Below are 26,227 nucleotides of genomic sequence, written 5' to 3'. Positions count from 1 at the left end.
CATGGCCCAACAAGGGGATAACAAGTGTTGAACATCTCGCGCGCTCGGTTGCACCTGCTTGGCAGTGTTGCGGCGGTCATGGTGCCCGTCGCCGCGCAGGCGGCGCCTGTGACCTCAGCGCCTGCCACCGCGACCTCCGCAGAGTCTGCGCCCGTGGCAGAGCCGGCGGCGCAGGTGCCCGCTGCGGCTGATAGCGCGGCCGCGGCACCCGCGGGCGGGCTGGCCGACATCGTCGTCACCGCGACGCGGCGTGAGACCAACCTGCAATCGACCCCCGTCGCGATCAACGTGCTCAACACGCAGGCGCTGCAGGACCGCCACGTCCAGAGCCTGTACGACCTGGCGGACGGCGCGGTGCCGTCCCTGCGTGTCGCGACGTTCGAGGCGCGGCAGAGCGCGCTGACGATCGGCATCCGCGGCATCGTGCCGCTCGACGCCAACCAGCCCGCGCGCGAGCAGGGCGTCGGCATCTACGTCGACGGCATCTACCTCGGGCGACAGCACGGCTTGAACGCCGCTTTGTTCGACGTCGAGCGGATCGAGGTGCTGAAGGGGCCGCAAGGCACGCTGTTCGGCCGCAACACCGAGGGCGGCGCGCTCAGCATCGTGACGCGCGCGCCGTCGGGCGAGTTCGGCGGGCGTGTGCGCGTCGGTGTCGCCAACCTGGGCGGCTATAACGGCGACGTCCACCTTGACCTGCCCGAATATGCCAATTTCAGCGTCAAGCTGGACGCCGTGAAGCAGTATCAGGGTGCGGTGACGAGCAATCCGCTGCCAGGCCAGGTCGGCTGGGGCTATTACGACCGTGTCGCGGCGCGCGGCGCGGTGCGCTGGCAACCGATCCAGGGGCTGACCGACGATTTCTCCTACGACTACGGGCAGGACAAGAACTCGCCCTTCTACAGCCAGCTGTTGAACGCCAATCCGAACGCCTGCGCGCCCGGCGCGCAATCGGCGTCGCCGCGCTGCGTGCTGCCCGGCACCGCCTACACCACGCTGACCGGCGCGGTCCGGCCGATCCTGCCGGTGGTACAAGTGAACGGCAATTCGCGGATGCGCCGCGCCGACATCGGCGTCGTCCAGCAGCCGAGCGTCGACGAGACGCACGGTTTCACCAACGTGTTGAAGTACAAGGCGACGCCCGACATCGAACTCCGCTCGCTTACCGCATGGCGCGGGGTCGACGTGACGCAATGGGACAATTCAGGCGGCGCACACCGCGTGCCGCTGCTCAACTGCACCAGCGCGACCTGCAACTTCAGCCGCTATAGCCTCGCCGACCTGCGCCAGCGCCAGTTCAGCCAGGAGTTCCAGGCGGTCGGCACGGTCAGCGCGTTCGACTTCGTCGCCGGCCTCTATTACTTCAACGAACACGTCAGCGACGACGCCGCGACTCCCAATTCGCAGCAGTATAATCAGGCGACCGGCACCGTCACCACGCTCGATCCCTGCATCGGCGGCGGCAGTGCCGCGTCGCCAGCGGGCTGGCAGCTCGGCTGCCGCCAGATCGACCGCGCATCGGAGGTCCACTCGAAGAGCTATGCGGCCTATGGCCAGGTGACGTGGAACGCGACCGATGCGATCCACGTAACCGCGGGCGGACGCTACACCCACGACAAGAAAGAAGGCGTGCTGCACTTCTCGCGCAACATCAACTACGACAATCCGGCGAATGCGAGCATCGTCGCGCGCAATGGCTACCGGCCGCTCGACGAATCGTGGGACCGCTTCAATCCGATGGTTACCGTCGCCTATGATGCGACCCGCGACCTGCATTTCTACGCCAAATACGCGACCGGCTACCGTGCCGGTGGGGCGAGTTCGCGCACGTCCAACTATCAGGCCTTCGGGCCGGAGGACGTGCGTTCGTACGAGGTGGGCATGAAGTCCGACCTGTTCGATCGCCGCGTGCGCCTGAACCTGGCGGGATACATCATGGACCGCGACGACAGCCAGGTCGACATCAGCTCGATCCAGGTGACCGCGACGGGCAGCTTCAACAACCTCGTCACGATCAACGCGCCGGGCACGACGCGCATCCGCGGTCTTGAGGCCGACCTGACGGTCAACCCGGTCGAAGGGCTGACGCTCAACGCCTCCTACGCCTACACCTACACGCGCATCCCGAAGGTCAATATCGTCAATTCGGTGACGACCAACGGCGTCACCACGTCGACGACCGTGCCGCAGCAATTCTTTATCGTCTTCACGCCGCGCAACGCGGCGAGCGGCGCGATCGATTACGCGGTTCCGGTCGGCGCGGGCAATCGCCTGACCTTCCACCTCGACGGCAATTACGCGCAGGCGACACAGACGTTCGACCAGTTCGCGACCAAGGCGGATGCGTCGCTGATCTTCAACGGTCGCGTCGCGCTTGGCGACATTCCGCTGGGCGCGGGCGCGCAGAAGCTGACGGTCGCGGTCTGGGCACGCAACCTGTTCGACGAGCAATATGTCTATCGCCGCGATCCGTCGAACAGCCTACCGGGCGCGCCGACCACCAACGTGACCAGCGGCAGCATCAGCAACGTGCTGGGCGATTACGGCAACTTCAACACGCCACGCACGATCGGCGTCGAGGCGAGCGTCAACTTCTGATCCTCCGGTGTTCGCATCGGCAGGCTGATCGTCGCGATCAGCCCCGATACGGCGCCGGCACGCGCTGCCGCGTCATCGAGCGTCAGCGAGCCGCCGTGCAGTTGCGCGATCGCGTCGACCAGCGGCAATCCCAGCCCATGTCCCGGACGGTGCCGGCTGGGATCGAGCCGACCAAAGCGGCGCAACGCCTGCGCCCGGTCGGCGGCGGCGATGCCTGGCCCGTTGTCGGTCACGCGCAGAATGACATGCGCATCGTCGCGGTCGAGCGCGATCGTGACCGTCGAACCGGGTGGCGTATGGTCGAGCGCGTTCTCGACCAGGTTGAGCAACGCCTGCGCGATCAGCGCGCGGTCGCCGGTAATCTCGACCGCATGCGCGCTTGCAACCAGCAGGTGATGGTGCCGGTCGTGTGCCGCGTCGCGCATCGTGTCGGCGATCTCGTCCACCAGGCCTGTGAGGTCGAACGGCATGAAGCCGGCACGGCGGTTGCCGCCCTCGATTTCGGCGATGCGCAGGATCGCGGAAAAGGTCGCCTGCATGTCGACGCACTGCGCCAGCGCCTGCTCGACCTCGCGCCGCGCCGCCTCGGGCGTGTCGGCGTCGATCGCGAGCGCCAGACGGCCATGCAGCCGCGCGAGCGGTGCGCGCAGGTCATGCGCGACTTCGTTGCTGATCTGGCGGATACCGTCCATCAAAGCGGCGATCCGATCGAGCATGCGATTGAACGTCTCCGCCTGCGCCGCAAACGCGCCGCCGTGCGCGGGCACACTCAGCCGGTGGCGCAGGTCGCCGTCGATGATCGCCGCGGCGGTGCTACGCACCTCGTCGATGCGGCGGCGCACGATCAGCGTGAAGGTCGCGGTGCCCGCCAGTACGATCAGCAGGATTGCGCCGAAACCAATGACGTAATTGCGCGCGCGAACGAAGGCATAGCCGTCGACAGGTTCGGTTTCGGCGATGGTGATGAGGCGCAGGCCGCTTCCGGCGTCGCGCGACTGGGCGCGGCCGGCGGTCAGTCCCGCGATCCCATCACGGCTCGACACGCTTGAAAAGCCGGGTGCGACCGCGCGTGCGAGCACTACGTTGCCGCCCAGCCGCCGTCCGCGGGCGTCCTCGAGCTCGAACCCGATGTCGCCGGTGTCGCGGCGCCCGGAGAACCGGTCGATCCGCGCCAGGATCGCGCGCGCGTCGCCGGATGCCACATCGGTCAGCACGGCATCGGCTACAAGGTCGATCCGCGCATCGACCAGCCGCGAGATCGCCGCATGTGAGGCGCTGAACGTCGCATAGCCCGTCAGCACGGTCGCGGCGGCGAACAGCGCCAGAAACGCCAGCAGCAGCGACCGGAGCGAGGTCATCTCACGCTTCCAGCATGTAGCCCACACCGCGTTTGGTCACGATCGGATCGGGCGATCCGCTCGCGGTCAGCTTGCGCCGCAGTGCACGGATCTGCACCTCGATGATGTTGGTCGCCGGCTCGAAATCATAGCCCCAGACGCGTTCGAGCAGCATAGTTCGCGTGACGAAGCTGCCCGCGTGGCGCGTCAATTCGGCCAGCAGCTTGAATTCCAGGTTCGACAGATCGAGTGCGTCGTCGCCGTACCAGGCGCGGTGCTTGCCCGGATTGACGAGGATCGCGCCGGCGCGGAGCGTGGTCGCGCCCTCGCCCTTCCAGCCGCGCGCGCGCACCAGCGCATGAAGCCGCGCGTCGATCTCGCCTACGGAGGTTGGTTTCACGACGTAATCGTCCGCGCCCGCCTTCAGCCCGTCGACCTTGTCGATCGACTGGCCGAGCGCGGAGAGCATCAGCACCGGCAGCGTCTGGCCTCGTTCGCGCAGGCGCTCGACCAGGGTCGTGCCGTCCATCTGCGGCAGCATGCGGTCGAGGATGATCGCATCGAACTGGTCGCGATCGTTGAACTCGATCGCCGCGACGCCGTCGCGCGCGACCACGACGTCATGGCCCATCGCCTCAAGCGCGCGCGACAGCGTGGCGGCATAGTCGCTGTCGTCCTCTACCAGCAGCAGTTTCACGGGTGAATGATCCTTGGTGCGACGTAGCGGTTCAGGCTTAAGTATCTGCCACAGGCGCCGAACAGAAGCGCGCGCGACATTGCGGTTGGGCAGAGAACGCGCACTCGATCAGCACACGCCGCCTTGTCAAATGAACATTATATCATGAAGCCGCCAGCTTCGGGACAGCCCATCCCGTGTCGAAGGGATTGGTGACCAGGCGGCAACCCGAGACGATTCGCCGCAGGCCCGGTGTGCGGCTGTTGCTGTGGACAGCGCTGTGCGCGCTGATCTTCAACGGCGTCGCGTTCAGCGCGCATCGTCATGCGCTGCACAGCGCGCCGGTCGTGAGCAGCGTCGATGTGCTGCATGTCGCGACCAGCGACGAAGGCGCATGCGCGCTGTGTTCGGCCGCGGCGATGCTCGAGCCGTATCTGCCGCCGTCCGCCACCGTCCTCATCGCACCGCGCGGGAACGACGCTCAGGCCATCACGGTCGCAGCCGCATACGATCTGTTGTCTTCGCGCGCGCATATCTGGCGCAGCCGCGCACCACCCGATTCCGCTCCGACCTGACGCAATCCCCTCTCGCGCCTGCCGCGATCCGCACGCCGTGGATTCGCTGCGACGCTACGCTCGGAGTTCATCATGCGATCCTTCCTGCTCACCGGCGCGGCATTTGCCGCGCTCTTGCCCGCCTGCGCCAGCGCGCAGCAAGCGCCCTCGACCGATCCTGCTTCCTCCACCCGGCCGGTCACCCCGGTCGACACCGGGCGCGACATTATCGTCACCGCCTCGCCGATTGGGCACGAGCGCGACGACACGCCCGCGATCGTCGCCAAGGTCGATGCCGAGGACATCCTGCGGCGCGGCGGCGCCAGCATTGCCGACGCGCTGTCGCACGTGCCCGGCATCTCGGCGACGGGCTTTGCGACCGGCGCCAGCCGCCCGATCATCCGCGGCATGGACGCGACGCGCGTCCGCATCCTGGAAGACGGCACGAGTTCGTCCGACGTGTCCGACATCGGCCCCGACCACGGCATTCCGATCGACCCGCTCGCCGCACGCAGCATCGAGGTGGTGCGGGGTGCTGGCACGCTGCGTTACGGCAGCCAGGCGATCGGCGGCGTCGTCAACATCCTGAACAACCGCGTACCGACGGCGCTGCCCGACAAGCCGCTGTCGGCCGAACTCGACGGCACCTACGGCACCGTGTCCGACCTGTACCAGGGCGCGGCGCTGGTGGACGCGAATGTCGGCAACCTCGCGCTCCACGCCGATGGGTTCGGCCGTCACGCGGGCGACTATGACACGCCGTTGGGCGTGCAGCAAAACTCGTTCTTCCGCGGCTACGGCGGGGCGCTCGGCGGATCGTATTTCTTCGGCAACAAGAACGACAGCCACGTCGGCGCCGCGATCACGCAATATGACGCCAAATACGGCATTCCGAGCGACACGACGTACATCGACATGCGCCAGACCAAGGTGATGACCCGGTCGTCCACCGCGCTCGGCAGCGGATTGCTCCAGCGGCTCAACCTTGACGGCAGCTACGCCAATTATTCGCACGACGAAAAGGAGCCCGACGGCACGATCGACACCACGTTCCGCAACAAGGAATATAACGCGCGCGCCGAACTGCTGCTCAACCGGATCGGCTTCGTCGATAATTCCGCGCTCGGCTTCGAGTATCAGCACCGCGACTTTTCCGCGATCGGCGAGGATAGCTCCTACCTGTTCCCCGCGACGCAGGAGAGCTTCGCCGGCTATCTCTTCACCGACACGCAACTGGCAGACCGGCTGCACCTGGAGGCAAGCGGGCGCGTCGAGTATGTCCGCCTGAGCGGTACGCCGCGTTCCGGCGCCTTCGTCACGCCCGACTATACCCCGCTCAGCGGCGCGATCGGCACGCTGTACGAGGTGTCGCCCGCGATCAAGCTTGGTGCGACCTTTTCCAGCACCGGGCGTGCACCCGCGCTGACCGAATTGTTCGCGCGCGGCGGGCACGACGGGCCGAACACCTACGAGACCGGCGATCCCAGTCTGAAGATCGAGCGCGCCAATTCGCTCGAGGGTACGTTGCGCGTCCGCTCGGGCGGGTTCCGCTTCGACGGCAGCATCTACAGCAGCTGGTTCCACAACTACATTTACGGCGATTTGACGGGTCGCGTCTGCGATGACGACGGCACCTGCGCGATCGGCGGCGCCGGCGACCTGCGCGAATTGAACTACCGTCAGCAGGGCGCCCACTTCCGTGGGCTGGAGGGCGAGGCGAGCTACGACCTGGTCCGCACCGCTCGTGGCGTCTACCGCTTCAACCTGTTGGGCGACTACACGCGCGCGACGCTGGATGACGGCAGCAACGTGCCGCGCATCCCGCCCTATCGCATCGGTGGCGGGCTAAACTGGCAGGGTGACAAGCTCGACGCCGGGTTCAACCTGATCTACGCCGGGCGGCAGAATAAGTACGGCGCGTTCGATACGCCGACGCCGAGCTACGTCGCACTCGACGGCCAACTGGCGCTGCGCCCGTTCGCATCGCATCCCAACGTCGAGCTTGCGATCGTCGGGCAGAACCTGACGAACGATGTCCAGCGGCTCGCCACCGCGCTCAACAAGGACGAGGTGGTGATGCCGGGGCGGCGCTTGATGGCGACGCTGCGGATCGCGACGAACTGACTATCGCGCGAGCGGACAAGCGCAGTCGGGGTAAGGTGCGCGGCGCTGCCGTTGCACCTTCCCGCTGCGCGTCATGGCTGTGAGATGTCGATTAGGTAGCCCTGCATACCCCGAGGAACAATCGTGAGGTTATCAACCACATTCTATGCACGACGGCGCGGGTTCGTGCAGGTCGCGTTGCAGCAGCGGACGCCCGAGCTTGCGTCGCTGCTCAATCGCTCAGCAGGTGGCGACATCAGCGCGGTCGTGCTTCTGCTCGCGCTGGTCTTGTTCGACAGCTTCGGCCTCGCGATCGAGGCGCAACACCTTGCCATCATCGGCTTGCGCTGACGGCCCCGCGCGCGATTGGATGATCGGGTCCGTTCGGGATTTCGGTTTTGAGCTTGAACATCGCCGCAAGCAGAGCATCCAAGGCCGCGAGCACCTGATGGAGGTGTAGCGATCCGCCGTGGCAACTGTCGTCGAACAGAGACTATTCCGAGGCGGTGAGCAAAACCGGAGGGTCGCTCAAGTACGTGCCGCTGACCCTATCGGATTTAGACAGCTTGTGCTTGAACGTTGCGGGCAGACCTTCCGAAAGGGTTGGGTTTGATAAAAAGGGAGCAACCATGCTGAACGACTTCAAAGCTTTCATCATGCGCGGCAACGTGCTCGACCTCGCCGTTGCGGTCATCATCGGCGCGGCGTTCGGGAAGATCGTGACGTCGCTCACCGAGGACGTGCTGATGCCGATCATCGGCAAGATCTTCGGCGGCCTCGATTTCTCCAGCTACTTCTTCATCCTGTCGCCGGACAAGGTGCCGCCTGCGCTGGCCGGCTCGACGGATTACGCCGCGCTCAAGAAGGCAGGCGTGCCGCTGCTCGGCTACGGCGAGTTCATCACGCAGGCGGTCAATTTCATCATCATCGCGTTCATCATCTTCATGATCGTGCGATCGGTGAACCGCCTCGTCACGCTCAACCAGAAGCCGGTCGAGGCAGCACCCGTGGCGGAGCCCGCCGATCTGGTGCTGTTGCGCGAGATCCGCGACGAATTACGTCGCGGATCGACCACCGTCTGACCTCGTGCGGGAAGGAGCCGGGCTCGGCCTCCTTCCGCCGCTTCATGAGCGCGCGGGTCGGGTGATGTCTCCTTGCTCGTGGCCTCGGCTGTTTGCTGGCCTGGCGGCAGGTGCGAGCAGGCCGAGCGCCAGCGCAAGGACGATCGCCAGCGCAGGCGTGCGTAGCGGATAGTCGACGCAGGAATGCGCGAACAGGCCGGTGATCACGATCATGCCGACGCGGCGTTCGAGCCGTTCGTGGCGATGCGCGGTCGGGCGGGCGAGGCTGGCGCGGACGAACAGCAGCAGCGCCACGAGTGGCACGAACGCCAGCGCGCCCGCCTCGACGAACAGTTCGAGCAGATCGCTGTGCGCATGGTTGATGTAGAACGGGGCGAGCTCGCCAACCGGCTCGATCGGCGCATACACCTCGGCGAAGGTGCCGATGCCGCTGCCCCATGGCCAGTAGAGCATCGCCAGATTGCGGCTGTGTGACCAGATCGACCAGCGCAGATCGCCGCTCACCGCCGTCAACCGCTCCGCAGTACCACCGTTGAGCGGCACCAGCACGATCAGCAGCCCGAACCCGGCGAGCGCCAGCAGGATCGGGATGCGGGTGAAGCCTTTATCCGGTCGCGCCGCATCGCCTGTTCGAGCCTGATCTGCGGATATGGCCAGCAAGGTGGCAAGCGCCATCGCGGTGCCGATCAGCAATCCCGCGCGCGATCCCGAAAGCGCGACGACGGTGAGTGCGGGCAGTGCAGCGGCGGTGAACCACAGCTGCCGCCGTGGCAGGGAGATCGCACCTCGTCCGATCCACGCGCCCGCGAACGCCAGGCAGCAGGCGAGAAACGTTGCGCCGTGATTGCGGTTGGCAAACACTCCCGGCGCGTTGGCGGCGTGCGCCGAATGATAGAAGTCACCCCATCGCCCACCCGACAGGAACTGAACTAGCTCAAGGATGATGCTGAGCCCCCCCAGCAGCGCGAAGCCGAGCAGGACCAGGTTACGCGTTCGCTGCGGCTGCGCGTGGAAAAGCAGGAGGGTAACCGCGAAGACTGCAATCGGCACCGTCGCCAGCGCGGTCGCGAGACGATCGACCGAGATCGACGCGGTCGCCATCGGCACGGCCAGCGCGCGAACGCCGGCGGCAAGCGCTTGTCCGTCGGAGAAAGCGAGCCAACCGATGGGAAGGGGGCACAGCTGAACCAATGCCACCGCAAACGGCGCGAGCGCCACGCCGAGCAGCGTCGCCGGGAAGCGCGACGGATCGACGACGATCCGCCAACTTGCCACCGCTGCCCCGACCACGATCCAGCCGGCGAACGGCAAGCCGCGCCACGTCGGCTGCAACACCGACCCGCCGAGGCTGGCGAGGATGACCAGCGCGGCAACCAGCAGGCAATCGAGCGGACGCAGCCTTGAAGACCCCAGATACCGAGTGCGCGCTGCCATGAAGTGTCGATCGCTGCGCGGGCGGGCGCCTTATTGCGGGCTGGCTGGCGGGGGTGCCGTAGCGCCCCCGTTCCCGCCACCACCGCTCGCCGCCAGCGCCGCGCCTGCACCGCCGAGGCCGAGCAGCGGCAGCAGTAACGGCAGCCCGAAGAAGTTGCGCGATTGCCTGACGCTCGGACGCGCGGGTGTCGGCACGCGGCCGGGCTGCGTCGTGGCCTTGCTGGACGAACGCGCGGCGGTCGGGGTCGACAGACCCGGCGCGGTCTGCGCCACTGCCGGCATTGCCGACGCCGCGAGCAGCCCCGCCAACGCTACCAAATGTCGCATCTGTTACTCCCGCGGCTTGCCATCAACGCCCGAGTAAGTACCCAAGCGGGAGCAAGTCAATCTTCACACGCTTAATGGTAAAGAAGAACCGCTCTATTCGTCTTTACAGCGGAAATTCGGATGTACGCGTCAAGTCGACGCCGGTGTCCGTGCAAACGACGATCATCGAAATTTGTAATTCAGCCCGACCAGATGCTTGCGCGCGAGCGCGATCTTCGCGGCGGGGGAGCGTGAGCGGTGCTTGCGGATCGCCTGCAAAGCACCCTGGTGATATCGTTTCTTGAGCGCCGGATCATTGTCGCGGTGTCCGACCAGCGCGGCATCGACGAAGAGCGACCGGCGTGCCTCGTGCCAGGCACGGATGGCATAATCGGTATCCTCCCCGGCGACCGCCGGCGTACCCAGGCCGAGCTGTTCGTCGAACGATTCGAGCCTCGCGGCCACGCTGGCGTGCACGAAGATCGTGTTCGAGCTGCCATGCGAGATCGCCTGTTGCAGCCGCATCGGCCGCGCATCGGTGTCGGGTCCGGGTGACCGCGCTTGAGTGCCCGAGCGGCAGACGACGAAATCGACGTTCTCATGTCGCGCGATCAGGTCGGTCATGAAGTGCAGCGTACCCGGCAGATACCATGCATCGTCGTCGGGAAACGCGACAACGGCGCGCGTCGTCGCTGCGCGCGGCAGATCGACGCGCGCGAGCAGCATGTTTCGCGCGGTGCTCAGCGGCACCAGCCCAAGAATGGTGTGTACCTCCACCCAGCCGGGCAGATCGGGTGCTGCATGATCGCGTGCGTTCTGTAACAACACTAACAGACGGATCGAACAGTCGGGCCGCTCCTCACGGGCCGCGTCGACCGATCGCACCATCCGCTGCAGTTCGTCGTGACGTCCCGACGCCACATTGGTGGTGCTGAACAGATAGATGTCGGTCTGCGTGGGCTCGACCGCGGTTCGGGCGTCGAGGTGTGTCATGGCTTGCGCAACACGCCGTAGTGACCGGTGTGGATGTCGGCGCGCAGCACGCTTGCCGGATTACCGCTCACGATCGTGTTGGCGGGCACGTCGCGGGTCACGACCGACCCAGCGGCAACGATCGCGTTGTTGCCGATGCGGACCCCGGGCATGATCGTGCTGCGCGCGCCGATGAAGCATTCATCGCCGATGACCGTGTCGGTGCGAAGGCTGCGCACCATGTCGTGCGTCAGGATCGCGGCATCAAACGCGACATAGCTGTGCCGCCCGATATGCAGTCCGCGCGGATGCGTCCGGTCCAGCTTGGCCGAGCGCGACAGCCGCGCGGTCGGGTGGATGTGCATGCCCCAGAAGCGATTGCACACCATGATGCGCGTGCGGATCAGCAGCCGCTGCACCTTGATGAGGTTGTTGAGGCTGGGCATGTCAGTGTCCGCTGACGAAGTCGGCAACGCGATCGATCAGCGCGCGAAATTGCGGCTGTTCGGCCGGGCGATAGGGCGCCGTGCGGTCGCGCAGGCACGCTTGCTCGAGCTCACGCTCGTCATGTGCGATCGTGATGCCGGGATGCGTGCCGAACTGCCGCGCGGTGGCGCGCTGATGTTCGTTGCGGTGTTCGCCGAGTGCCGCAACGCGTGGGAACAGCACCAGCGGCTTGGCGTGCGCGGCGGCCGACAGCATCGTGCCGATCCCCGCATGGCCGACGATCATCACACAGTCTCGCGCAAGCGCGTCGAACTCGGCCGGCGTGAGGCTCGTCCGCTGATCAAGGTGGGTCAGCCCGGCGACCGGCTCCAGCGCCTGCGCGAGGATGTGCAGGTGGTGACGCGCAGCGATCGCGTCGAGCGCGCGGATCAGGCGGGGAAAGGGCAATTGCATGCCGACCGTTGCCAGGATCACAGCACCGCACCCCAATGCTCGACCTGCTCTGCATGCGACACGCCTGGCCATTGGCTGACGCAGCGGGTCGCGAGGCTGCGTGCGCGCCGACCCGACAGCGACATCTCCTCGCCATTGGCGATGCTGTCGATCCACAAGGTGCGCGCGCGCACCAGCCGGCCGAGTGCGATGCCGATCACGCCCGGCAACGCGCCGGTCGTGACGATCACGTGCGGCCGGCGCCACAGGATCAGCACCGCCAGCCGCGCTGCGCAGGCGATCGTTCGCCAGCGCTCGTTGCGATTGCAGTCGGGAACGAGCGTCGCGACGACGCCGGCGCGCTGCGCCAGCCCGTCGTGCGTCGTCACGAACGTCACGTCATGGCCGACGAACGCGGCGCGCAGCCGCATCATCTGATCCCAGTGACCGCCGGCCGAGGCGATCGCGAGTATCCGCTTGCTCAAGATTGCCACGTCCTCCCGAACGTCCCCCGCTCCGAGCATTTCGCGGCGGCTCCGGTCGTGTCAACCAAATCCCGTTCTAGCGCGCCGGCATCGTAAGGAACAGCGGGGCGATCGCCGCTGCCAGCCGCGCAGCACCCAGATCGTAGCCGCCAGCCGACTGGTTCGGCCCCTTCAGACTAGAGGCGAAATGCACCGAATCCTGCCGTGCCAGGTCGGTCGTCTCGGGCGCGATCGTGACGCCGGCTACCTCGGCGGCAAGCTGCGTCTGGATGACGCGCAACGCTTCCATCTGCGCCTGCGCGCCCGACTGGTTGCCGAGCGGCTGGATCAGGATCGGACAATCGTAGCCGATCTTGGCGCGCATCGCGGCCCAGACGAGCTTCGTCTGCGCCTTCCAGTCCGCCGCGACCGCCGTGTCGCCGCTGTTGCCGGCCCAGTAGAGCGCGTCGGTTTCACCTTGCGACCACATGATGACACAGCGACGGTAGCGCTTGCCCGGTGCTGCGCCGAAGTCGATGTTGGCGAGAAAGCTGTTCAGGCTCGGCCCCGGCACTCCGTTGTCGCCATCCCACCAAAATTTGTCGAGCGCGGGATTGGCGCGCTTGAGGATCGGCGAGCCGCCGATCGCAGTGCTTGAACAATATCCGGTCAGCTCGCGCAGCGGATTGGCGGGGATCGACAATCGCGCCGACAGGTCGGTCAGGAACACGCGGGTGAAAGCGTTGCTCCCCGCGCTGCCGTCGCCGCTGGCACCGTCAACGGCATAATATTGCGCGTTCGACTGTCCGGCGAACACCGCCACGAAGCGGTCGGGAAAGCGGGCATCGGCAAGCCCGCCCCACGCCTGCCGCTGCCACGCTGCGATGCGCGCGCATTCCGCATCGGGCAGCGCGCCGGTGTTGAACATCAGCAACTCGCGCACCGACGCATTGGCCGACTGGTTGAGCGCACCGTTGTTGCCGACGACCAGCCGGTTGTTCGCCGACCCCGCGCGGGTATGGGGCCTGGCGGTGAACAGCGTGCGCACATCGCCGCCACCCGAGACGGTCGCGCCAGTGTGGTTGAACCACCAGTTGCGCCAGCGATTAGCAAAATCGGTGCTCGCGTCGACCAGCAGTTCGCCCGCGGCACCATAAAGCGTTGTCTCGCCGCCCGGCCCATCTGCGCCCGACACCAATGCACCGGCAGAAGTCGTACCGTAACCGAACAACGGTCCGGTGGCGGTCGCGTAGATCGCCGGATCGCGCGGGTGCGTGCCGGCACTCGTCCACCCGCGCGTGGCCGTTACCGCGAGCAGCGCCAGATTGGCGCTCCCGCCGACCGACAGCGGCGTCGTTGCGGAGACGAGGTGCTGCGACTTGGCGGTAAAATCCACGAACGCGCCCTCGTAATGCGCAGGCGCGCCGGGGAACACGAGCGTGGGTCGCGCACTGCTGGTCAGATGGTGACCGTTGCCGCTCTGGTCGTACCAGGTGGCGACCGTGAAGGTCTTGCCGTCGCCATATCCGGACCAGCTCGCCGCCGGCGCATCGTAGCTGCCGTCCGCCCTGAACGACAGCGTGCGCAGCGCGTTACCAACGTCGCGCACCTGCAGGCATGCGCCGGCATAGGCCGGCACCACGCGCCTGAGCGAATAGGCCGCGGTCAGCGGCTGCGACGCGGCCGTCGCGGCGAGTGGGTCGATCAGCGCACGTGCGACGCGTCCGCCGGATCGCCGGACCAGTCTGGCGCGTCCCGAAACTGGCAGCGCCATTACGCTTCTCCTACCAGGTCACCCGCGGTCGTCCCCGTCGCGCGCACGTGCGAGACGCGGAGCGCGATGTAGCTGGCATCGGGCAGGTTGCGGTACGCCACATCGACCTGCGCATCGGCCGGGCGAACGATCACCGTGCCACCCTTACCGACGTAGATGCCGCGCGGCACGACGCCGAGCGGCGCGCTATCGTCGGGCTGGATTGCGAATGCGATCGTCGCGGGCGCTGTATCCGCGGTAGAATAAGTGCGAGCCATGACGTGGTCCTCCAGTGCTAACAGAGGACCGCGCCCATATGCGCAGGTCGGTCATGTAGGACAGCGTGAATTCGTCACATCGGCGATGAGCCGGCCGAGCACATCCCGTGCCGTGTCGGGCGAGAAGATTGTGAGATAGTCATCGATCAAGCTGGCGAGCGCGCGAGCTTCTTCCGCATTGGAGAGCAGTGTCACGATCGACCTGATGAAGTCATCGGCGGGGTCGACCACGATGAACGGGCGGGGCGGATCTCCCGGATAGCCTTCTGCGCCGATCGAGCTCGTCACGACCGGCAGGCCGTGGCGCAGATAGTCGAGCATCTTGATCTTGAGCCCGCTGCCCATCCTGACCGGATTGATCGCCAGCGTGCACGTACGCGCTACCGCCGCCAGATCATCGAGGTGGCCGTGCAGGACGATACGGCCGCTTGCATGTTCAGGTGCAGTGACGCTTCCGACCACGTGCAGTGTGCAGGTTGGCACCGCATCAAGGATCGCGGGCCAGCATTCGCGCACGAACCATGCGAGCGCATCCTGGTTGTGCGCGCCATTCGCGCCGAGAAACATGATGCCCGGCGGTCGGGCACGCAAAGACACCGGCGGTGCGCTTGCCGGTTCCACCATCGGGTACAGCGTCCGAACCGGGCGCTCGCCCAGCAGCGTCCGTGCCCGTGCCGCTTCCTCGGCGTTGATCGCGATCAGACCGTCGAAGCGCGACCATCGCGCGATCTCCTCGTCAGGCGAGATGTCGGGCACCGGCATGAAGCCATTATCGCGGAACGAGCGGGATCTGAGATGAAAGATGTCGTGCATGATCAACACGCGCGGATAGTCCGGTTCAGCGACCGGGCCGGGATCGCGAAAGATCGTATCGAACAGCACCAGATCGGGCGATCGGCGCGCGATTGCCTGCCGCACTTGCGTGCGTTCGCGCGCGCCGAGCCAGCGGCCGATCCGGGCAACCCCGGTCTTCGCGCCACCATTTGCCGCGCCGCGGCCAAGCACGATCGCGGGCACGATTCGGCGCATCAACCCTTTCGCCAGCCGCAGGCTGCTCGCCATGCTTCGCGGGATCAGGCCGGCCGCGGTCGCGCGGAAATGGATCAGGGTAGTCGATTGCCACAGGTCGTTCCGATCCGGCACACGCGCGGGAAGAAGATCGCGCCGCGGCGACGTCACGATCAGGTCGATGCGGTATCCCGATGCGCGTAGTGCTTGTGCGACGTCGTTGTTGTATTTCTCCTGCCCGCTCGCCCGGTCGCGCGGATATAATTCGCAGACAAGGACCGCGCGCTTCACGCCGCTCGCGTACGCAGCCGATGCAGCGCGTCCTCCAGGTCGCCGATGCGGTCCTGCAGCGCCGAACGTGACGACAGTTGCGGCTCAAGCCGTGCGATGTCGGTCAGGTCGTCTGCGGCGGCAGTCGCTGCGCGCTCGTCGTACCGCGCGCTCCAGGTTGTTCCGGCCAGCGTGTCTACCGCAGGTTCGATCGCGCGGCGCCACGTGCCTTGAAACCCGCGCTCGACCAGACGCGCCACCGCGCCCTTGCGGCTGTTGCTGAGCATCGCCTGCTCAAGCACCTGCATTCGCATCGCCATGTCGGTCGCCGCATCGATCGGCTGGTTGCCGTTCCAACCGGTCAACGGCCAATAAACGTCCCGGACACGTGACCGCAGCGAGGCGGGCCTGATCCGGTTCAGCCCGATCTTCATGCCCAGCGACAGGGCCCAGTCGTTCCACTTGAAATCGTTGATCTCGTCAGAGCTGCGGACCGGAATCCACGGTACGCCCAATGTGTCGGCAACGATCGCGCCGTGCATCGCCTCCGCGATCAGGAGCGAGCAGCCGCGTATCTGCGCGATCACGCGCACGGAGTCGTGCTCCGGGTCGATATAGTCGATCCCGGCAAGTGCACACACGCGCCGCCAGTCGGTCCGGCGCGATGATGAGATATGCGGGATAAAGGCAACACGCCCGTTTGGCACCCGCGCGCTCTGATATTCGGGCAATCGATGAAGCAGCATCGCCGCATCACCCTGCGGCACCGAGGCAGGTAGGTCGAGCACCCTCGCCGTCAATGGTCCACGCACGGCGAGGAAGCGCCACGATGCGTCCACCCGCGGCGCCGTGCCCAGCCCGGTTCCCGAGCCGACCACATATTTGCGCACCGACGCGTCCGGGAACGCCATCGCCAGGATCGTGCCGATGCCGACCAGCAACTCGTCGGATCGGTCGTCGATCAACCCCGGGTTGAGACGGTCCCACAACCATGAGTTGAGGTCGTCGCCAAAGTTTCCGCGCACATCCTTGTAGTAAAACAGCTGCATCAAACGATCCGGGATGAAAGGTCAGGGAGCACGGCTCAGGCGAACAGCTGGCGGAGCGCGCCGATTGGACGCCGCAATCCACGCCAGCGCGCGAAGAGAAGCCAGACCACACAAGCGACGGCGAGGAACGTCGCCCCGCGCACGATGAACGACAGCGCGAGGTCGGGCCACAAACGCGAGTCCAGACGGCCCGCTACGAGCCAGGACGCAGCCAATCCCGCCGCCGCGGCGATCCAGCTGTCCGCTGTCACACCGATCAGGCGGCGCACCTCGAACCCGGTAGCGTGGCGCAGCAACACCGCGCGGATCGGGATGGTGCATAATGGCAGCGCGCCGACGAGCGTGACTCGCGTTACCGGCGTGATCGGCCAGCGCGGCAACAGAACGCATGCTGCGATCACCGCCTGTGCTCCTGCCGTCAGCAGAACCTGCCCGACATGGCCGACCGACTTCATCCCGAGCGACATGTTGGCGTTTAACAGAAAGGCGTTGCCCGCCAGTGCGGTCACGACCAGGAACGGCCAGGCCGATTGCCCGATCTGGCCGAACAGCAACGTGCAAAACGGCTGCGCGACCGCGGCCAGTCCGGTGAATACGAGCGCACCGATCAGATTGCCAAGCCGCAGCGCGCGCGCAAGCAGGTCGTTGAAGCGCTGCGGCGTCAATCCGGTTGCCGTCATCTGCGACAGCCCGACTTCCAGCAGCACCGCCGATACCATCTGCGCGGCGATAAAGTAGAACCGGCTGCCGATGATGTAGGATGCAAGGATCGCAGGACCGTAATGGTATGGCAGTGCGAGCTCGACCGCGCGGACGGAAACGTAGTTCAGCAGATTGCCGAGCAGGATGAGACTACCGAACGTGAACAGCGGCCGCGCTGCCCGGAAATCGGTAGTTGCCGTGAAGCGTGCGCCGCCGCCAAGGTTCATCTGCAGCACGTTGCTGACAGCAAACACCAACGCTTGCGCGACCAGCGACCACACACCCAGACCAACGATCGCCGCGACGATGCCGACCGTTGATCCAAGCACGGTGCTGCCAAGCCCGATCCGCGCCAACCGCGCGAACCGCATGTCGCGGCGAAGCACGGCCATCGGGATGTAGACAAACGCATTGAGCAGCAGGACCAGCGACAGCGCGGACACAATCGGGCGCAGTCCGGGCGCGCCGAACAACGCCTCGATCCGACTACCGAACAGAAAGAAACCGGCGGACAGCACGATCGATGCGGCGATGTTGACGAGGCTCAGCGCCTTGATCGCGCCGGGTGTCGCATCGCGGTGACGGATCACTGCCTCACCCGTGCCATTTTCGTTGATCAACTCCGCCAGTGCCATGATCGCCAGCGCGGCGCTGAACAGCCCGATCTGCTGCGCCGACAGGATGCGCGCCAGGATGACAAAGGTCAGCGCGGTACCTAGCCGCTGTCCCCATTGCCGCGCCGCCGACCAGACATAATGCCGGATCATCCGCGCCCCGCTACCGCGGCGAAGGGCGTCGGGCGCACGGCCGGGAGCATCGCTCGCCGTGACGGTTTGGCACCGGCCAGATCCGGCACCGGCAGGACGCAGACGATTAGCAACGGAAAATAGGCCGGCGTCGCCAGCGCATTGTCGCTGTGCGAGAGCAGGAGAAAGCCGATCCAGGCAGCCGAAGCGGTGACGTTGAAGGCTGGTCCGCGCGCGGCGGCCCGCAGCATCGCCACCGTCATTGAGAGATAGAATAGCGCGGCGCCGATCGCGCCGAGCTCGACGGTAAGCCGCAGGAAGTCGTTGTGCGCCGCCGCCGACCCGACCGCCACGACGATGTCCTGCGGTGTCTGCCAATATTGATGACCGAACCCGATGCCGGCCCATGGATGGCGATCGATCAGCGTCTGCAGATAGGCCGCCATCTGGTTGCGACCATTGTCGGTACTGGTGATCAGACGGCGCAGGGCAAACGGGATCGCAATCGCGGCGAAGACTGGCAGCACGACGATGCCGCCCATCAGCAACACCAGCTTGTCGCGCACGTGGATCGCGCGGCTGCACGCGACAAGCGCGACCGACACGATCGCCGCTACCGCCAGCGCGGCGCGCCCACCTGCGAGGATCAGGATGACCAGATCGATCGCGACGAGTGCCAGGTAGCGCAGCCGCCGCCATTCGAGTCCCAGGATCAGGTTCGCGACGACGCCGGTCGCAGACAGCCCCGAGAGGAAGGCGGGGATCAGCGATCCTTGTAATCTTGGCGTTCCGGTCGCCCACTCGGCCCCGACCATGCGATGACCGGTCGCGACCAGCCCGATGACGCCGGCGGCGACGCACGCGACCGGCAACCAGGCGCTGGCGCGCAGGATCGTCTCGGCATCATGCTCGCTCGGGTAGAAACCGATCAGGACGTAGATGATGACGAACTGGTTGAGTGACAGCAGCCATGTGACCCAGCTGAACTTCGGAAACGATGTCAACGCTCCCAGCACGATCAACAGCAACAAGGTCGCGACCATCAACGCGATTGCGACCGGGTCCATCCGCCGCCGCAGCAGGACCGCGGCGGCGAGGAGAAGGTACAGACCTTTCTCGAACACGTTCGCGAACGGCAACCCGAGCGTCTGCGCGAGATTGAGCGCGAAGAACATGCTGGCGACGAGATACAGCCGCGCGATCATCGCCAGCCCTCACGCAGTCTCTCACGCCGTCCAACACGCAGCTGATGCGCGAGCCGGCGCGGCCAGTCGCCGTTCATGCATGGGCGTTCCACCGCGACGTAGAACGCCATGCAGCCGAGTATGACGATCGGCAGGACGAGCACGTAGACGAGCGCCACCGCCAGTCCTGCACGCTCCGACAGGTCGAACGCGCCTAGCATCACGCGCGACACGACCTGCAGCAGCGGCACATGGAGCAGGTAGATCGAGTAACATGCGCCACCGACCAGCGCGATCCAGCGGTTGCCGAACCAGCGACGCCCGGTCCTCCCGCGCGCCGCGCCCAGATAGATGAGCATGATCGCCAGCAAGCGCGTTGCGAGCACGCCTGCGCGCCCGAGCGCATCAAGGCGATAATAGAACAACATCGAGCCCGACAGGAACAGCATCAGCCCGATCGCCAGCGCGGCATCAGCCCAGCGCGCGGGCGGCGCCTCGAACGGCAGCCGACGTGCCGCCCAGTCGCTGACCGCGACGCCGAGCAGGAAGGGCGAGAGATGCGTCGCCAGCGAATAGTGCCAGCGCGCGACCGGATCGAGCATCGCCTGCGCGATCAGCGATGTCACGATCAACCCGGCCGCGACCGCAACGCGCGTGGCCGCCCCGTGTGCCAGCATGTAGGCGCCGATGATGAACGGCGCGAACAGATAAAACTGGATCTCGATCTCAAGCGTCCACAACGGCGGATTGAAGCGCGGCGAGACGGCGAAGACCAGACCGTGCAGGTAGAACAGGCTGGCGAGCAGGCTGCCGATCACCGGCAGCGTATCATCCACGTGGCTGATTGCCGGGCTAGGCCCGACACGCCCGCCGGCCAGCACGAACGCCGCGAAGCAGAACAGTACCGTCACGATGTACGGCGGCTCCAGCCGTGTGACCCGGCGCAGGTAGAAGCTTCGCAGCCGCGGCGGACGCCCGGTCAGGAACGGGTAAGCGATGATATAGCCCGATATGAAGAAGAACAGTTCGACGCCAGCGACCCCGTTGGGAGCCCAGGCGAACCAGCCGTCATACGGCATCGCCGCCGGATCGGCCGCGCGCTGTCCACGCAAGCTTGCATGGTAGAGCACGACCTGCGCGATCGCGAGAAAGCGCAACCCGTCGATCTGCGGCACATAGCGGTGCGCGTTGGTGACGCGGCCGAAATGCTCGGGCCAGTGCCGCCAATCGCGCAACCGTTCGCGGAAGCTGACGACGCTCATCTGGCGTCGTCTCCGGGTCGGATGCGCGGCAAGGTGAAGCTTATCGCGATTTCACCGTCATCTATGCGCGCGATCGCTGAGGCGGGGACGATTGCGACCTCACCCGCGGGGCAGGCGAGCGGTTTGTTGACGCCGAAGCGGATGCCGCCGGGGCCAGCGCGACGGTCGGCCATCCGCCATCCGCTTCCCTGGCAACGATAACTAACGGCAAGCAGATCAAGTGTTGCCGCATCACCCTTGATCGCCGCCAGCGTTGCATTCCGGACGAAGGGGCCAAGCAGGTGCCGCGACGCGAAAGGCACATCGCCATGCCCGCTCCATCTGAAGCCGAACGCCAGACGATCGCCCGCGATTACCTGCGTCGCCTCCAAATCGGCGCTCGAGCCAGGCTGCCACTCGAACGGAAAGCGGTCGCCTGAAGCCGCGGGCGCGGTTGTGCCGGCGGTCCGCCAGAACGCGGCGGCAGTGCTGAAATCACGGCGCTTCCAGCTCTCGCGCGACGCGAACGCGGTGATGGCGCGCACATCGCCGTCATCGGCAAGCGCCCGCACTGTCGCCAGCCGCGCCCGGCGCCCCGCTGGGTCCGCCAGCGGCGCGGCGTTAAACAGATACTGGTTGCGCCACACCGGACGACGGCTCAACCGGTCGGCGAGGAAAGGCTGCCACTGCGGCATCCGCTCCATCCGCGACAGCACGGTCACGAGCGGTGCCCGCGCCACCACCTGCGCAAACAATCCGTCCAACCGCAACGCAAACTCGGCCAGGTCGCCACGCTCAAGGCTGTCCGCCATGATGTTGAGCTGGGCGTCGGTGTTGCGAAACCCCACTCGTTGCAACAATGCGAGCGCCTGCGTTCGTTTCGCGCCCGCTGGCAGCGTGCCGATCCAGCGATTGAACAACCCCGCATCCAGCGGCGCGTTGGCGAGCGCTGCGGCGTAGCGTGCGCGGTCGGCCGGTGCGCGATGATCGAGAACAAGGAGCTGTCGCACCGGTGCCGTCGTCAGCGCGGTGCGCTCGGCCCAGGCGCGATGCAGGTCGGCGAGCGCCGCAGCGGCGACCATTCCGGTGCCACCCGCCACCACCAGTGCCCATCCCTGCCGATGTGCCCGCGTCATTGGTTAGGCGGCGGGGGCATGGTGATAGAAGTCGTATCCATATTCCTCGGCATGGGTCGGGCGGTAGAAGGTGAGCAGCGCACCGAGCGGCGCGACCCCGACCTTCGCGAGCTTGGCCAGCGCGCCCTGCACACCGGCGACCCGACCGGCAGCGGCGGAGATCGCGAACAGCACCGTCTGCGCGCGCACCGCAAGCAGCAGGGGATCGCCGAAACCGATCACGGGCGGTGCATCGATCAGAACGACATCATAGGCATCGGTCGCCGCCTCGATCGTCTCGCGCAGCCGTGGACTTGCCAGCAGCACGGCCGGCTGTGGCGGCAGCGTACCCGCGGAAAGGAGGTGAACACCCGGCGTACCGGTGCGCTGCGCCGCCTCCGCCAGCGTCCGCTGGCCGGCAAGCACCTCGGTCAGGCCGTGGCTGCCATCAATGCCGAAGAGGCGGTGCTGGACCGGGCGTCGCAGATCGCCGTCGATGACCAGAACGGATTTGCCGGTCGCGCCAATCACCTGCGCCAGCGCGTGGATCGTGGTCGACTTGCCGTCGCCGACGGATGCGCTGGTCACCAGCAGCGAGCCGGGCAACCCGCGGTCGGTCGCGACATGAAGCGCGGCGATCGCCTCGCCGTAGCTGTTCTCGACCCGCTGGTCGCCGTCATGGCGCGCGACCGGAACCGCGGCGATCACCGGCAGGTGCAGCCGCGCGATCACGTCGGCGGGCGTGCGCAGTCGGACGAACAGTAGCTCGCGCGCCAGCAGGAACAGTGTTGCAAGCGTGATGCCGACGAGCAGCCCGACCGCGCCAAACAGCGGCAGGCTCGGGAAATACGCACGGTCGGGCGGTGCCGCGCGATCAAGGATCGACAGGTTGCTGACCTGCACCCCGGCCTCCGCGTTCAGCTGGTTCAACCGGGCGAGCAGCGCATCATATTGGTTGCGGTTGGTGTCGGCCTCGCGCTGCAGGATGGCGAGATTGACGCCGCGGTCCTGTTCCGACAATCGGCTGGATCGCAGCGCGGCAAGACGCGCGCGCAGCTCTTCCTCGTCGCGCACTGCACTGTCGAGCGGGCTGCGCAGCCCCGTCTTGATCCCGCTCGAAATCTGCGCAAGTTCGCGTTTCAACGACGCCGACTGCGCCTCCAACTGGCGCACTTCGGGATGCTCGGGGCCGTGTCGCGCCGCAGCGGCGTTCAGCTTTGCCTGCACGTCACTCGCTTGCGAGACGAGCGATTGCACGGCGCTGTTGCCGATCACGTCGGGAATGGAGAGCGCGGGTCGGCCGGCGATCGCGCGCCAGTCGGCCTGCGCACGGATGCGCCGCTGTGCCGCATCGGTCAGCTGCTGATTGACCTGATTGAGCGTGTCGCTCGTCAACGTGGCGCCGGTTCGCTCGGCCTGGCGGGCCGGGACCGAGATGATCGCGGCACCGCGGGCGTAATCGTTCGCGCTACGCTCGCTGCTCGACAGACGCGCACGGATCTTCGCCAGTTCGCCTTCAAGAAACTCGCGCGCATAGTTCGACTGTCCGGCGCGCTGCTGAAGATCGTAGCGGACCAGATTGTCGGCGAAGCTGTTGGCGATCCGCGCCGAGAGCGTGGCGTCGGGCGAGACGAAGCCGATGCCGGCGACGCGCGTGTTGGGGATGATCGTCGCCGATCGATTGCTGTCGAGGAGCTTGAGCACCTGTGCCCGCCGCTCCGCGGGCGTGGCGGCGGCCTCGACATGCATCGCGCGCAGGAACGCATCGTCACGCGACAGCTTCAATGCACGCATCACCGCCTCCGCGACGGGAACGCTGCGCGCCATCAGCAGCGTGGTCTCCATCTGGCGATCGATGTCGGCCACCTGCACCGGGGCCGTGGCGTCCTCGGTGCCGACGACACGCTGCGCAGTCGCATCGATCCGCAGCTTTGCTTCCGCGCGGTACGCGGGGCGGATCAGCACGAACGCCAGCAATGCCGCCGCAACGCATGCGACGACGATCGCCGCCATCGGCACCAGCGAGCGACGCACTGGTGCCCAGAGGCGATCGAAATCGAGGTCGAACATGGGGGTGACCGGCACGGCCATCGCCGGGTCGATCCTGCCGAAGGTCGTGTTCACGGCCGCGCCCGCACGGTCACAGCCGCAGGAACACGAGCGTGAGGAGCGGCGCCACCTGCAGGAAGTCGCGGTACAGCCGGCTGGCCTGATTGATGCCGACGACGACGGTATCGCCGCCCTCCAGCACCGGATCGGGATCGACCCCGGCGCGTATCCGCGCGACGTCGAACCGAGCGGCGTAGTTACCGTCGGGTCGATGACGAAAGACGATGACCTCGTTCAGCCGCGCGGTGCGCTGCGGCCCGCCTGCCAGCGCCAATGCTTCAAGCAGCGTGCTCCGCCCCTTGAGCGGGAAGCTGCCCGGTTTCTGCACCTCGCCCTCGACCACCAGCTTCTGCGACGCGGCCTGCAAGACCGAGATCGCCACCTGCGGGTTGACGACATAGCGGCCGGAAAGGCCGGTCCTGATCGTATCTGCCAGTCCCTCGGCGGTCTTTCCTTCCGCAGTGACGTAGCCGAGATAGGGAAAGGGGATCTTTCCGCCACTGTCGACGACGATGCGCTCGAAGCTCATTTCCGGTTCGTAATAAACGTTGATCGACAATTCATCGCCGGGTGACAATTGATAGCCGTCAGTGTTGATGATCGACGTCGTCTGCAATGCCGCATAGGCATCCGGGCCCGCTTGCGCTTGCGGGCGCGGTCCCTGAGCACAGGCGAGCAGAAGCAACGACAACATCGTTGTCGCGAAGACGTGCAACTTCAAGCAGAACGCCCTCCCCATGAGCGTTTACGTAAACAACATAATAACTATCCTGACGTCAAGCATCTTCCTTGCGCCGCTAGACCGCGACTGTACTGTGATTACTTACAATTCTGCGGGGAAAAGGTGCAGCAATCGTGTTTGCTGGTCGGAATGACGCGGCAAATGGCGAAGATGAAGGCGGTGTAAACCACGCGCCGTAACCGGTGATAACGTAGCGCTGTGGCACGGTCCTCGCGTAATCGGAGGAACCGGCGCGTGTTCAGTCGCAAGCATGTCAACCTTGCGTTCTCGCACCTTGCAGCGATTGCGGGTCTCTCGCTCGGCGCAAGCGGCGTGGCGGCCGCGAAGGACCTGCCTGCCGAGCAGCTGGCGCGAGCCGACGCGCGTCTCGCGGCGATCGGCTACCGACTCGCGTCCATGAACGGTGCATCGTGCGACGCGCCGATGATGATCACCGGGCTTAGCCTGCATGATCTTGCAAGCTATGGTCGACGCGACCGCGCACTTGTTCAGGCGCGCGGGCTGGGCACGGGGTTCGCCGTGCAGGCCGAAGTCGCCGGTGGCGCGGCGGCGCGTGCCGGGCTAGCGGTGGGTGACGAGATCATCGCGATCAATGATCGGGATGTCACCACGCTGGGTGCGTCGCTGATCCGCTCACGCGCGACCTACGCCCGCGTGGAGCTGTTCACGGCATCACTGGACAGCGCGTTGCGCGCGGCTCCGGCTGTGCTGACCGTACGTCGTGGTACGACGAGACAGCAGATCGTGCTGACAGCGGACCCGGGATGCGGTGGCGCGGTCACGGTTCAGCCGGGCACGTCGGTCAATGCCTGGGCCGACGGCCGCTATGTCGCGGTCACCAGCCGGGTGATGGATCTGGCCGCCGTCGACGATGAACTCGCCTTCGTGGTCGCGCATGAAATGGCGCACAACATCCTGCACCACCGCGGCGAGGGGCAGCATTCGGCCTTGTTCCCGAAGGCGGGGCGCGGTGTGGCCGGCATCAAGCAGTCGGAGATCGAGGCCGATCAACTCGCCGTCCGGTTAATCGCCCAGGCCGGCTACGACACCGCCGCGCCAGAGCGGTTTCTTCGACGGGTGGCGCCGTCGCGCTGGGCGGACCTGTCGATCACGCACCCGTCGATCGGTCGGCGTATCCAGCTGGTGAATGCGGTTCGCGACGATCTCGACCGCGTGCGTATCGAGATCGCGCTGGCGCGTGGTGGCTACGTGCCCGCACCCGGCCAAAGCTTTCCCATCACACGGGTTGCTGCCGACATGGTGCAAGCTCCGGCTTCGATCCTGTCGGGCCCTCGGTGGTCGACAAGTGCAGCTTCGGTGTCGGTTGATGATGCTGCAATCAGGCCGATGATTCCGGATGTGCGATTGTCGTGGCCGTTCGAGCCTCGTCGAGCCGGGGATGCGCCGGTCGAACAGGCAAGCTGGCATGTTATGGTGCGACCTCTGTTTCATCGCAGCGATCAAGCGGCCGAGCGGACGTAACGACTCGCGTTCACGCCCGAACAGGCAAGAGCAGTCGGTCCGTTCCGATCATTTCGTCATCCCGTAAGGGGACGGTCCGATCCGCTTGTAAAAAGCACCCTGCTGACCGCAGTGTGTAAAATACGTAAAAGAACCGGTATGCC

24 protein-coding genes are annotated in these 26,227 nt (G+C 66.3%); 6 read left to right on the top strand and 18 right to left on the bottom strand.

Annotation, left to right across the window (positions count from 1 at the left end):
- The first annotated feature begins 78 nt into the window (after window positions 1–78).
- Window positions 79–2,598, top strand: coding sequence for a TonB-dependent receptor (locus tag SMN802W_RS0101960; RefSeq protein ID WP_026325642.1), 2,520 nt, complete (start codon window positions 79–81; stop codon window positions 2,596–2,598).
- On the opposite strand, the gene SMN802W_RS16205 is transcribed toward SMN802W_RS0101960, so the two are convergent.
- Both SMN802W_RS16205 and SMN802W_RS0101950 read right to left on the bottom strand, forming a co-directional pair.
- Window positions 2,541–3,956 (bottom strand): sensor histidine kinase, encoded by a 1,416-nt coding sequence (locus tag SMN802W_RS16205; RefSeq protein ID WP_019515201.1) that lies wholly within the window; start codon window positions 3,954–3,956, stop codon window positions 2,541–2,543. The two genes, SMN802W_RS0101960 and SMN802W_RS16205, sit on opposite strands and share 58 nt — an antisense overlap.
- A gap of 1 nt (window position 3,957) precedes the next feature.
- On the bottom strand, window positions 3,958–4,632 hold the full coding sequence (locus SMN802W_RS0101950) for a response regulator transcription factor (protein WP_019515200.1): 675 nt from the start codon (window positions 4,630–4,632) through the stop codon (window positions 3,958–3,960).
- Between the two features lie 233 nt (window positions 4,633–4,865).
- Between SMN802W_RS0101950 and SMN802W_RS0101945 the strand changes: the two genes are divergently transcribed.
- The 4 genes from SMN802W_RS0101945 (at window position 4,866) to mscL (ending at window position 8,350) form a co-directional block, all read left to right on the top strand.
- Window positions 4,866–5,186, top strand: a complete 321-nt coding sequence (locus SMN802W_RS0101945) for a hypothetical protein (RefSeq protein WP_019515199.1) — start codon at window positions 4,866–4,868, stop codon at window positions 5,184–5,186.
- 72 nt (window positions 5,187–5,258) lie between these two features.
- Complete coding sequence (locus tag SMN802W_RS0101940; protein WP_019515198.1) at window positions 5,259–7,289, top strand: TonB-dependent receptor; 2,031 nt, start codon at window positions 5,259–5,261, stop codon at window positions 7,287–7,289.
- A 123-nt stretch (window positions 7,290–7,412) separates the two neighbouring features.
- Window positions 7,413–7,619, top strand: coding sequence for a hypothetical protein (locus SMN802W_RS18070; RefSeq protein WP_156818684.1), 207 nt, complete (start codon window positions 7,413–7,415; stop codon window positions 7,617–7,619).
- A gap of 278 nt (window positions 7,620–7,897) precedes the next feature.
- A complete protein-coding gene (gene mscL / locus SMN802W_RS0101925) occupies window positions 7,898–8,350 on the top strand; it encodes a large conductance mechanosensitive channel protein MscL (protein WP_019515195.1) in 453 nt (150 codons plus the stop codon).
- A 42-nt stretch (window positions 8,351–8,392) separates the two neighbouring features.
- On the opposite strand, the gene SMN802W_RS0101920 is transcribed toward mscL, so the two are convergent.
- The 16 genes from SMN802W_RS0101920 to SMN802W_RS16190 all read right to left on the bottom strand — a co-directional run bounded on the left by SMN802W_RS0101920 (window position 8,393) and on the right by SMN802W_RS16190 (window position 24,554).
- Window positions 8,393–9,784 carry an O-antigen ligase family protein gene (locus SMN802W_RS0101920; RefSeq protein WP_019515194.1) on the bottom strand — a complete coding sequence of 464 codons (1,392 nt, stop codon included), beginning with the start codon at window positions 9,782–9,784 and terminating at the stop codon, window positions 8,393–8,395.
- A 30-nt stretch (window positions 9,785–9,814) separates the two neighbouring features.
- Window positions 9,815–10,111 carry a hypothetical protein gene (locus SMN802W_RS0101915; protein WP_019515193.1) on the bottom strand — a complete coding sequence of 99 codons (297 nt, stop codon included), beginning with the start codon at window positions 10,109–10,111 and terminating at the stop codon, window positions 9,815–9,817.
- A 162-nt stretch (window positions 10,112–10,273) separates the two neighbouring features.
- Complete coding sequence (locus SMN802W_RS0101910) at window positions 10,274–11,083, bottom strand: glycosyltransferase family 2 protein (protein WP_019515192.1); 810 nt, start codon at window positions 11,081–11,083, stop codon at window positions 10,274–10,276.
- A complete protein-coding gene (locus tag SMN802W_RS16200; protein WP_019515191.1) occupies window positions 11,080–11,508 on the bottom strand; it encodes an acyltransferase in 429 nt (142 codons plus the stop codon). The genes SMN802W_RS0101910 and SMN802W_RS16200 overlap by 4 nt, the downstream gene beginning before the upstream one ends.
- Window position 11,509: 1 nt before the next feature.
- Window positions 11,510–11,983 carry a glycosyltransferase gene (locus tag SMN802W_RS0101900; RefSeq protein WP_019515190.1) on the bottom strand — a complete coding sequence of 158 codons (474 nt, stop codon included), beginning with the start codon at window positions 11,981–11,983 and terminating at the stop codon, window positions 11,510–11,512.
- Window positions 11,980–12,435 carry a hypothetical protein gene (locus tag SMN802W_RS0101895; RefSeq protein WP_019515189.1) on the bottom strand — a complete coding sequence of 152 codons (456 nt, stop codon included), beginning with the start codon at window positions 12,433–12,435 and terminating at the stop codon, window positions 11,980–11,982. Before SMN802W_RS0101895 ends, SMN802W_RS0101900 begins: the two co-directional genes overlap by 4 nt.
- Window positions 12,436–12,502: 67 nt before the next feature.
- The gene (locus SMN802W_RS0101890; protein ID WP_019515188.1) at window positions 12,503–14,179 is read right to left on the bottom strand and encodes a hypothetical protein; all 1,677 of its coding nucleotides are present in this window, start codon (window positions 14,177–14,179) and stop codon (window positions 12,503–12,505) included.
- Entirely contained in the window at window positions 14,179–14,436 is a 258-nt protein-coding gene (locus SMN802W_RS0101885) for a spike base protein, RCAP_Rcc01079 family (RefSeq protein WP_019515187.1), read from the bottom strand. Before SMN802W_RS0101885 ends, SMN802W_RS0101890 begins: the two co-directional genes overlap by 1 nt.
- A 51-nt stretch (window positions 14,437–14,487) precedes the next feature.
- Window positions 14,488–15,735, bottom strand: a complete 1,248-nt coding sequence (locus SMN802W_RS0101880) for a glycosyltransferase (protein WP_019515186.1) — start codon at window positions 15,733–15,735, stop codon at window positions 14,488–14,490.
- Entirely contained in the window at window positions 15,732–16,763 is a 1,032-nt protein-coding gene (locus tag SMN802W_RS16195) for a polysaccharide pyruvyl transferase family protein (RefSeq protein WP_019515185.1), read from the bottom strand. Before SMN802W_RS16195 ends, SMN802W_RS0101880 begins: the two co-directional genes overlap by 4 nt.
- Window positions 16,764–16,798: 35 nt before the next feature.
- On the bottom strand, window positions 16,799–18,232 hold the full coding sequence (locus SMN802W_RS0101870) for an oligosaccharide flippase family protein (RefSeq protein ID WP_019515184.1): 1,434 nt from the start codon (window positions 18,230–18,232) through the stop codon (window positions 16,799–16,801).
- The gene (locus tag SMN802W_RS18455; protein ID WP_019515183.1) at window positions 18,229–19,416 is read right to left on the bottom strand and encodes an O-antigen ligase family protein; all 1,188 of its coding nucleotides are present in this window, start codon (window positions 19,414–19,416) and stop codon (window positions 18,229–18,231) included. Before SMN802W_RS18455 ends, SMN802W_RS0101870 begins: the two co-directional genes overlap by 4 nt.
- Window positions 19,413–20,657, bottom strand: coding sequence for an acyltransferase family protein (locus SMN802W_RS0101860; protein ID WP_019515182.1), 1,245 nt, complete (start codon window positions 20,655–20,657; stop codon window positions 19,413–19,415). Before SMN802W_RS0101860 ends, SMN802W_RS18455 begins: the two co-directional genes overlap by 4 nt.
- A complete protein-coding gene (locus tag SMN802W_RS0101855; protein WP_156818682.1) occupies window positions 20,654–21,772 on the bottom strand; it encodes a hypothetical protein in 1,119 nt (372 codons plus the stop codon). Before SMN802W_RS0101855 ends, SMN802W_RS0101860 begins: the two co-directional genes overlap by 4 nt.
- 3 nt (window positions 21,773–21,775) lie before the next feature.
- Window positions 21,776–23,875, bottom strand: coding sequence for a GumC family protein (locus SMN802W_RS0101850; RefSeq protein ID WP_019515180.1), 2,100 nt, complete (start codon window positions 23,873–23,875; stop codon window positions 21,776–21,778).
- 16 nt (window positions 23,876–23,891) lie between these two features.
- The gene (locus tag SMN802W_RS16190) at window positions 23,892–24,554 is read right to left on the bottom strand and encodes a polysaccharide biosynthesis/export family protein (protein WP_162139984.1); all 663 of its coding nucleotides are present in this window, start codon (window positions 24,552–24,554) and stop codon (window positions 23,892–23,894) included.
- Window positions 24,555–24,836: 282 nt separating this feature from the next.
- On the opposite strand from SMN802W_RS16190, the gene SMN802W_RS0101840 reads away from it, so the two are divergent.
- Window positions 24,837–26,084 carry a M48 family metallopeptidase gene (locus SMN802W_RS0101840; RefSeq protein WP_019515178.1) on the top strand — a complete coding sequence of 416 codons (1,248 nt, stop codon included), beginning with the start codon at window positions 24,837–24,839 and terminating at the stop codon, window positions 26,082–26,084.
- Window positions 26,085–26,227 lie beyond the last annotated feature (143 nt).

Origin of the sequence: Sphingomonas sp. Mn802worker (genome assembly GCF_000382485.1) — a bacterium.
In the GTDB taxonomy this organism is placed as follows: Bacteria; Pseudomonadota; Alphaproteobacteria; order Sphingomonadales; family Sphingomonadaceae; genus Sphingomonas.
Note: the sequence above shows the minus strand (reverse complement) of the source record. Positions and strands in the feature narration are given on the sequence as shown.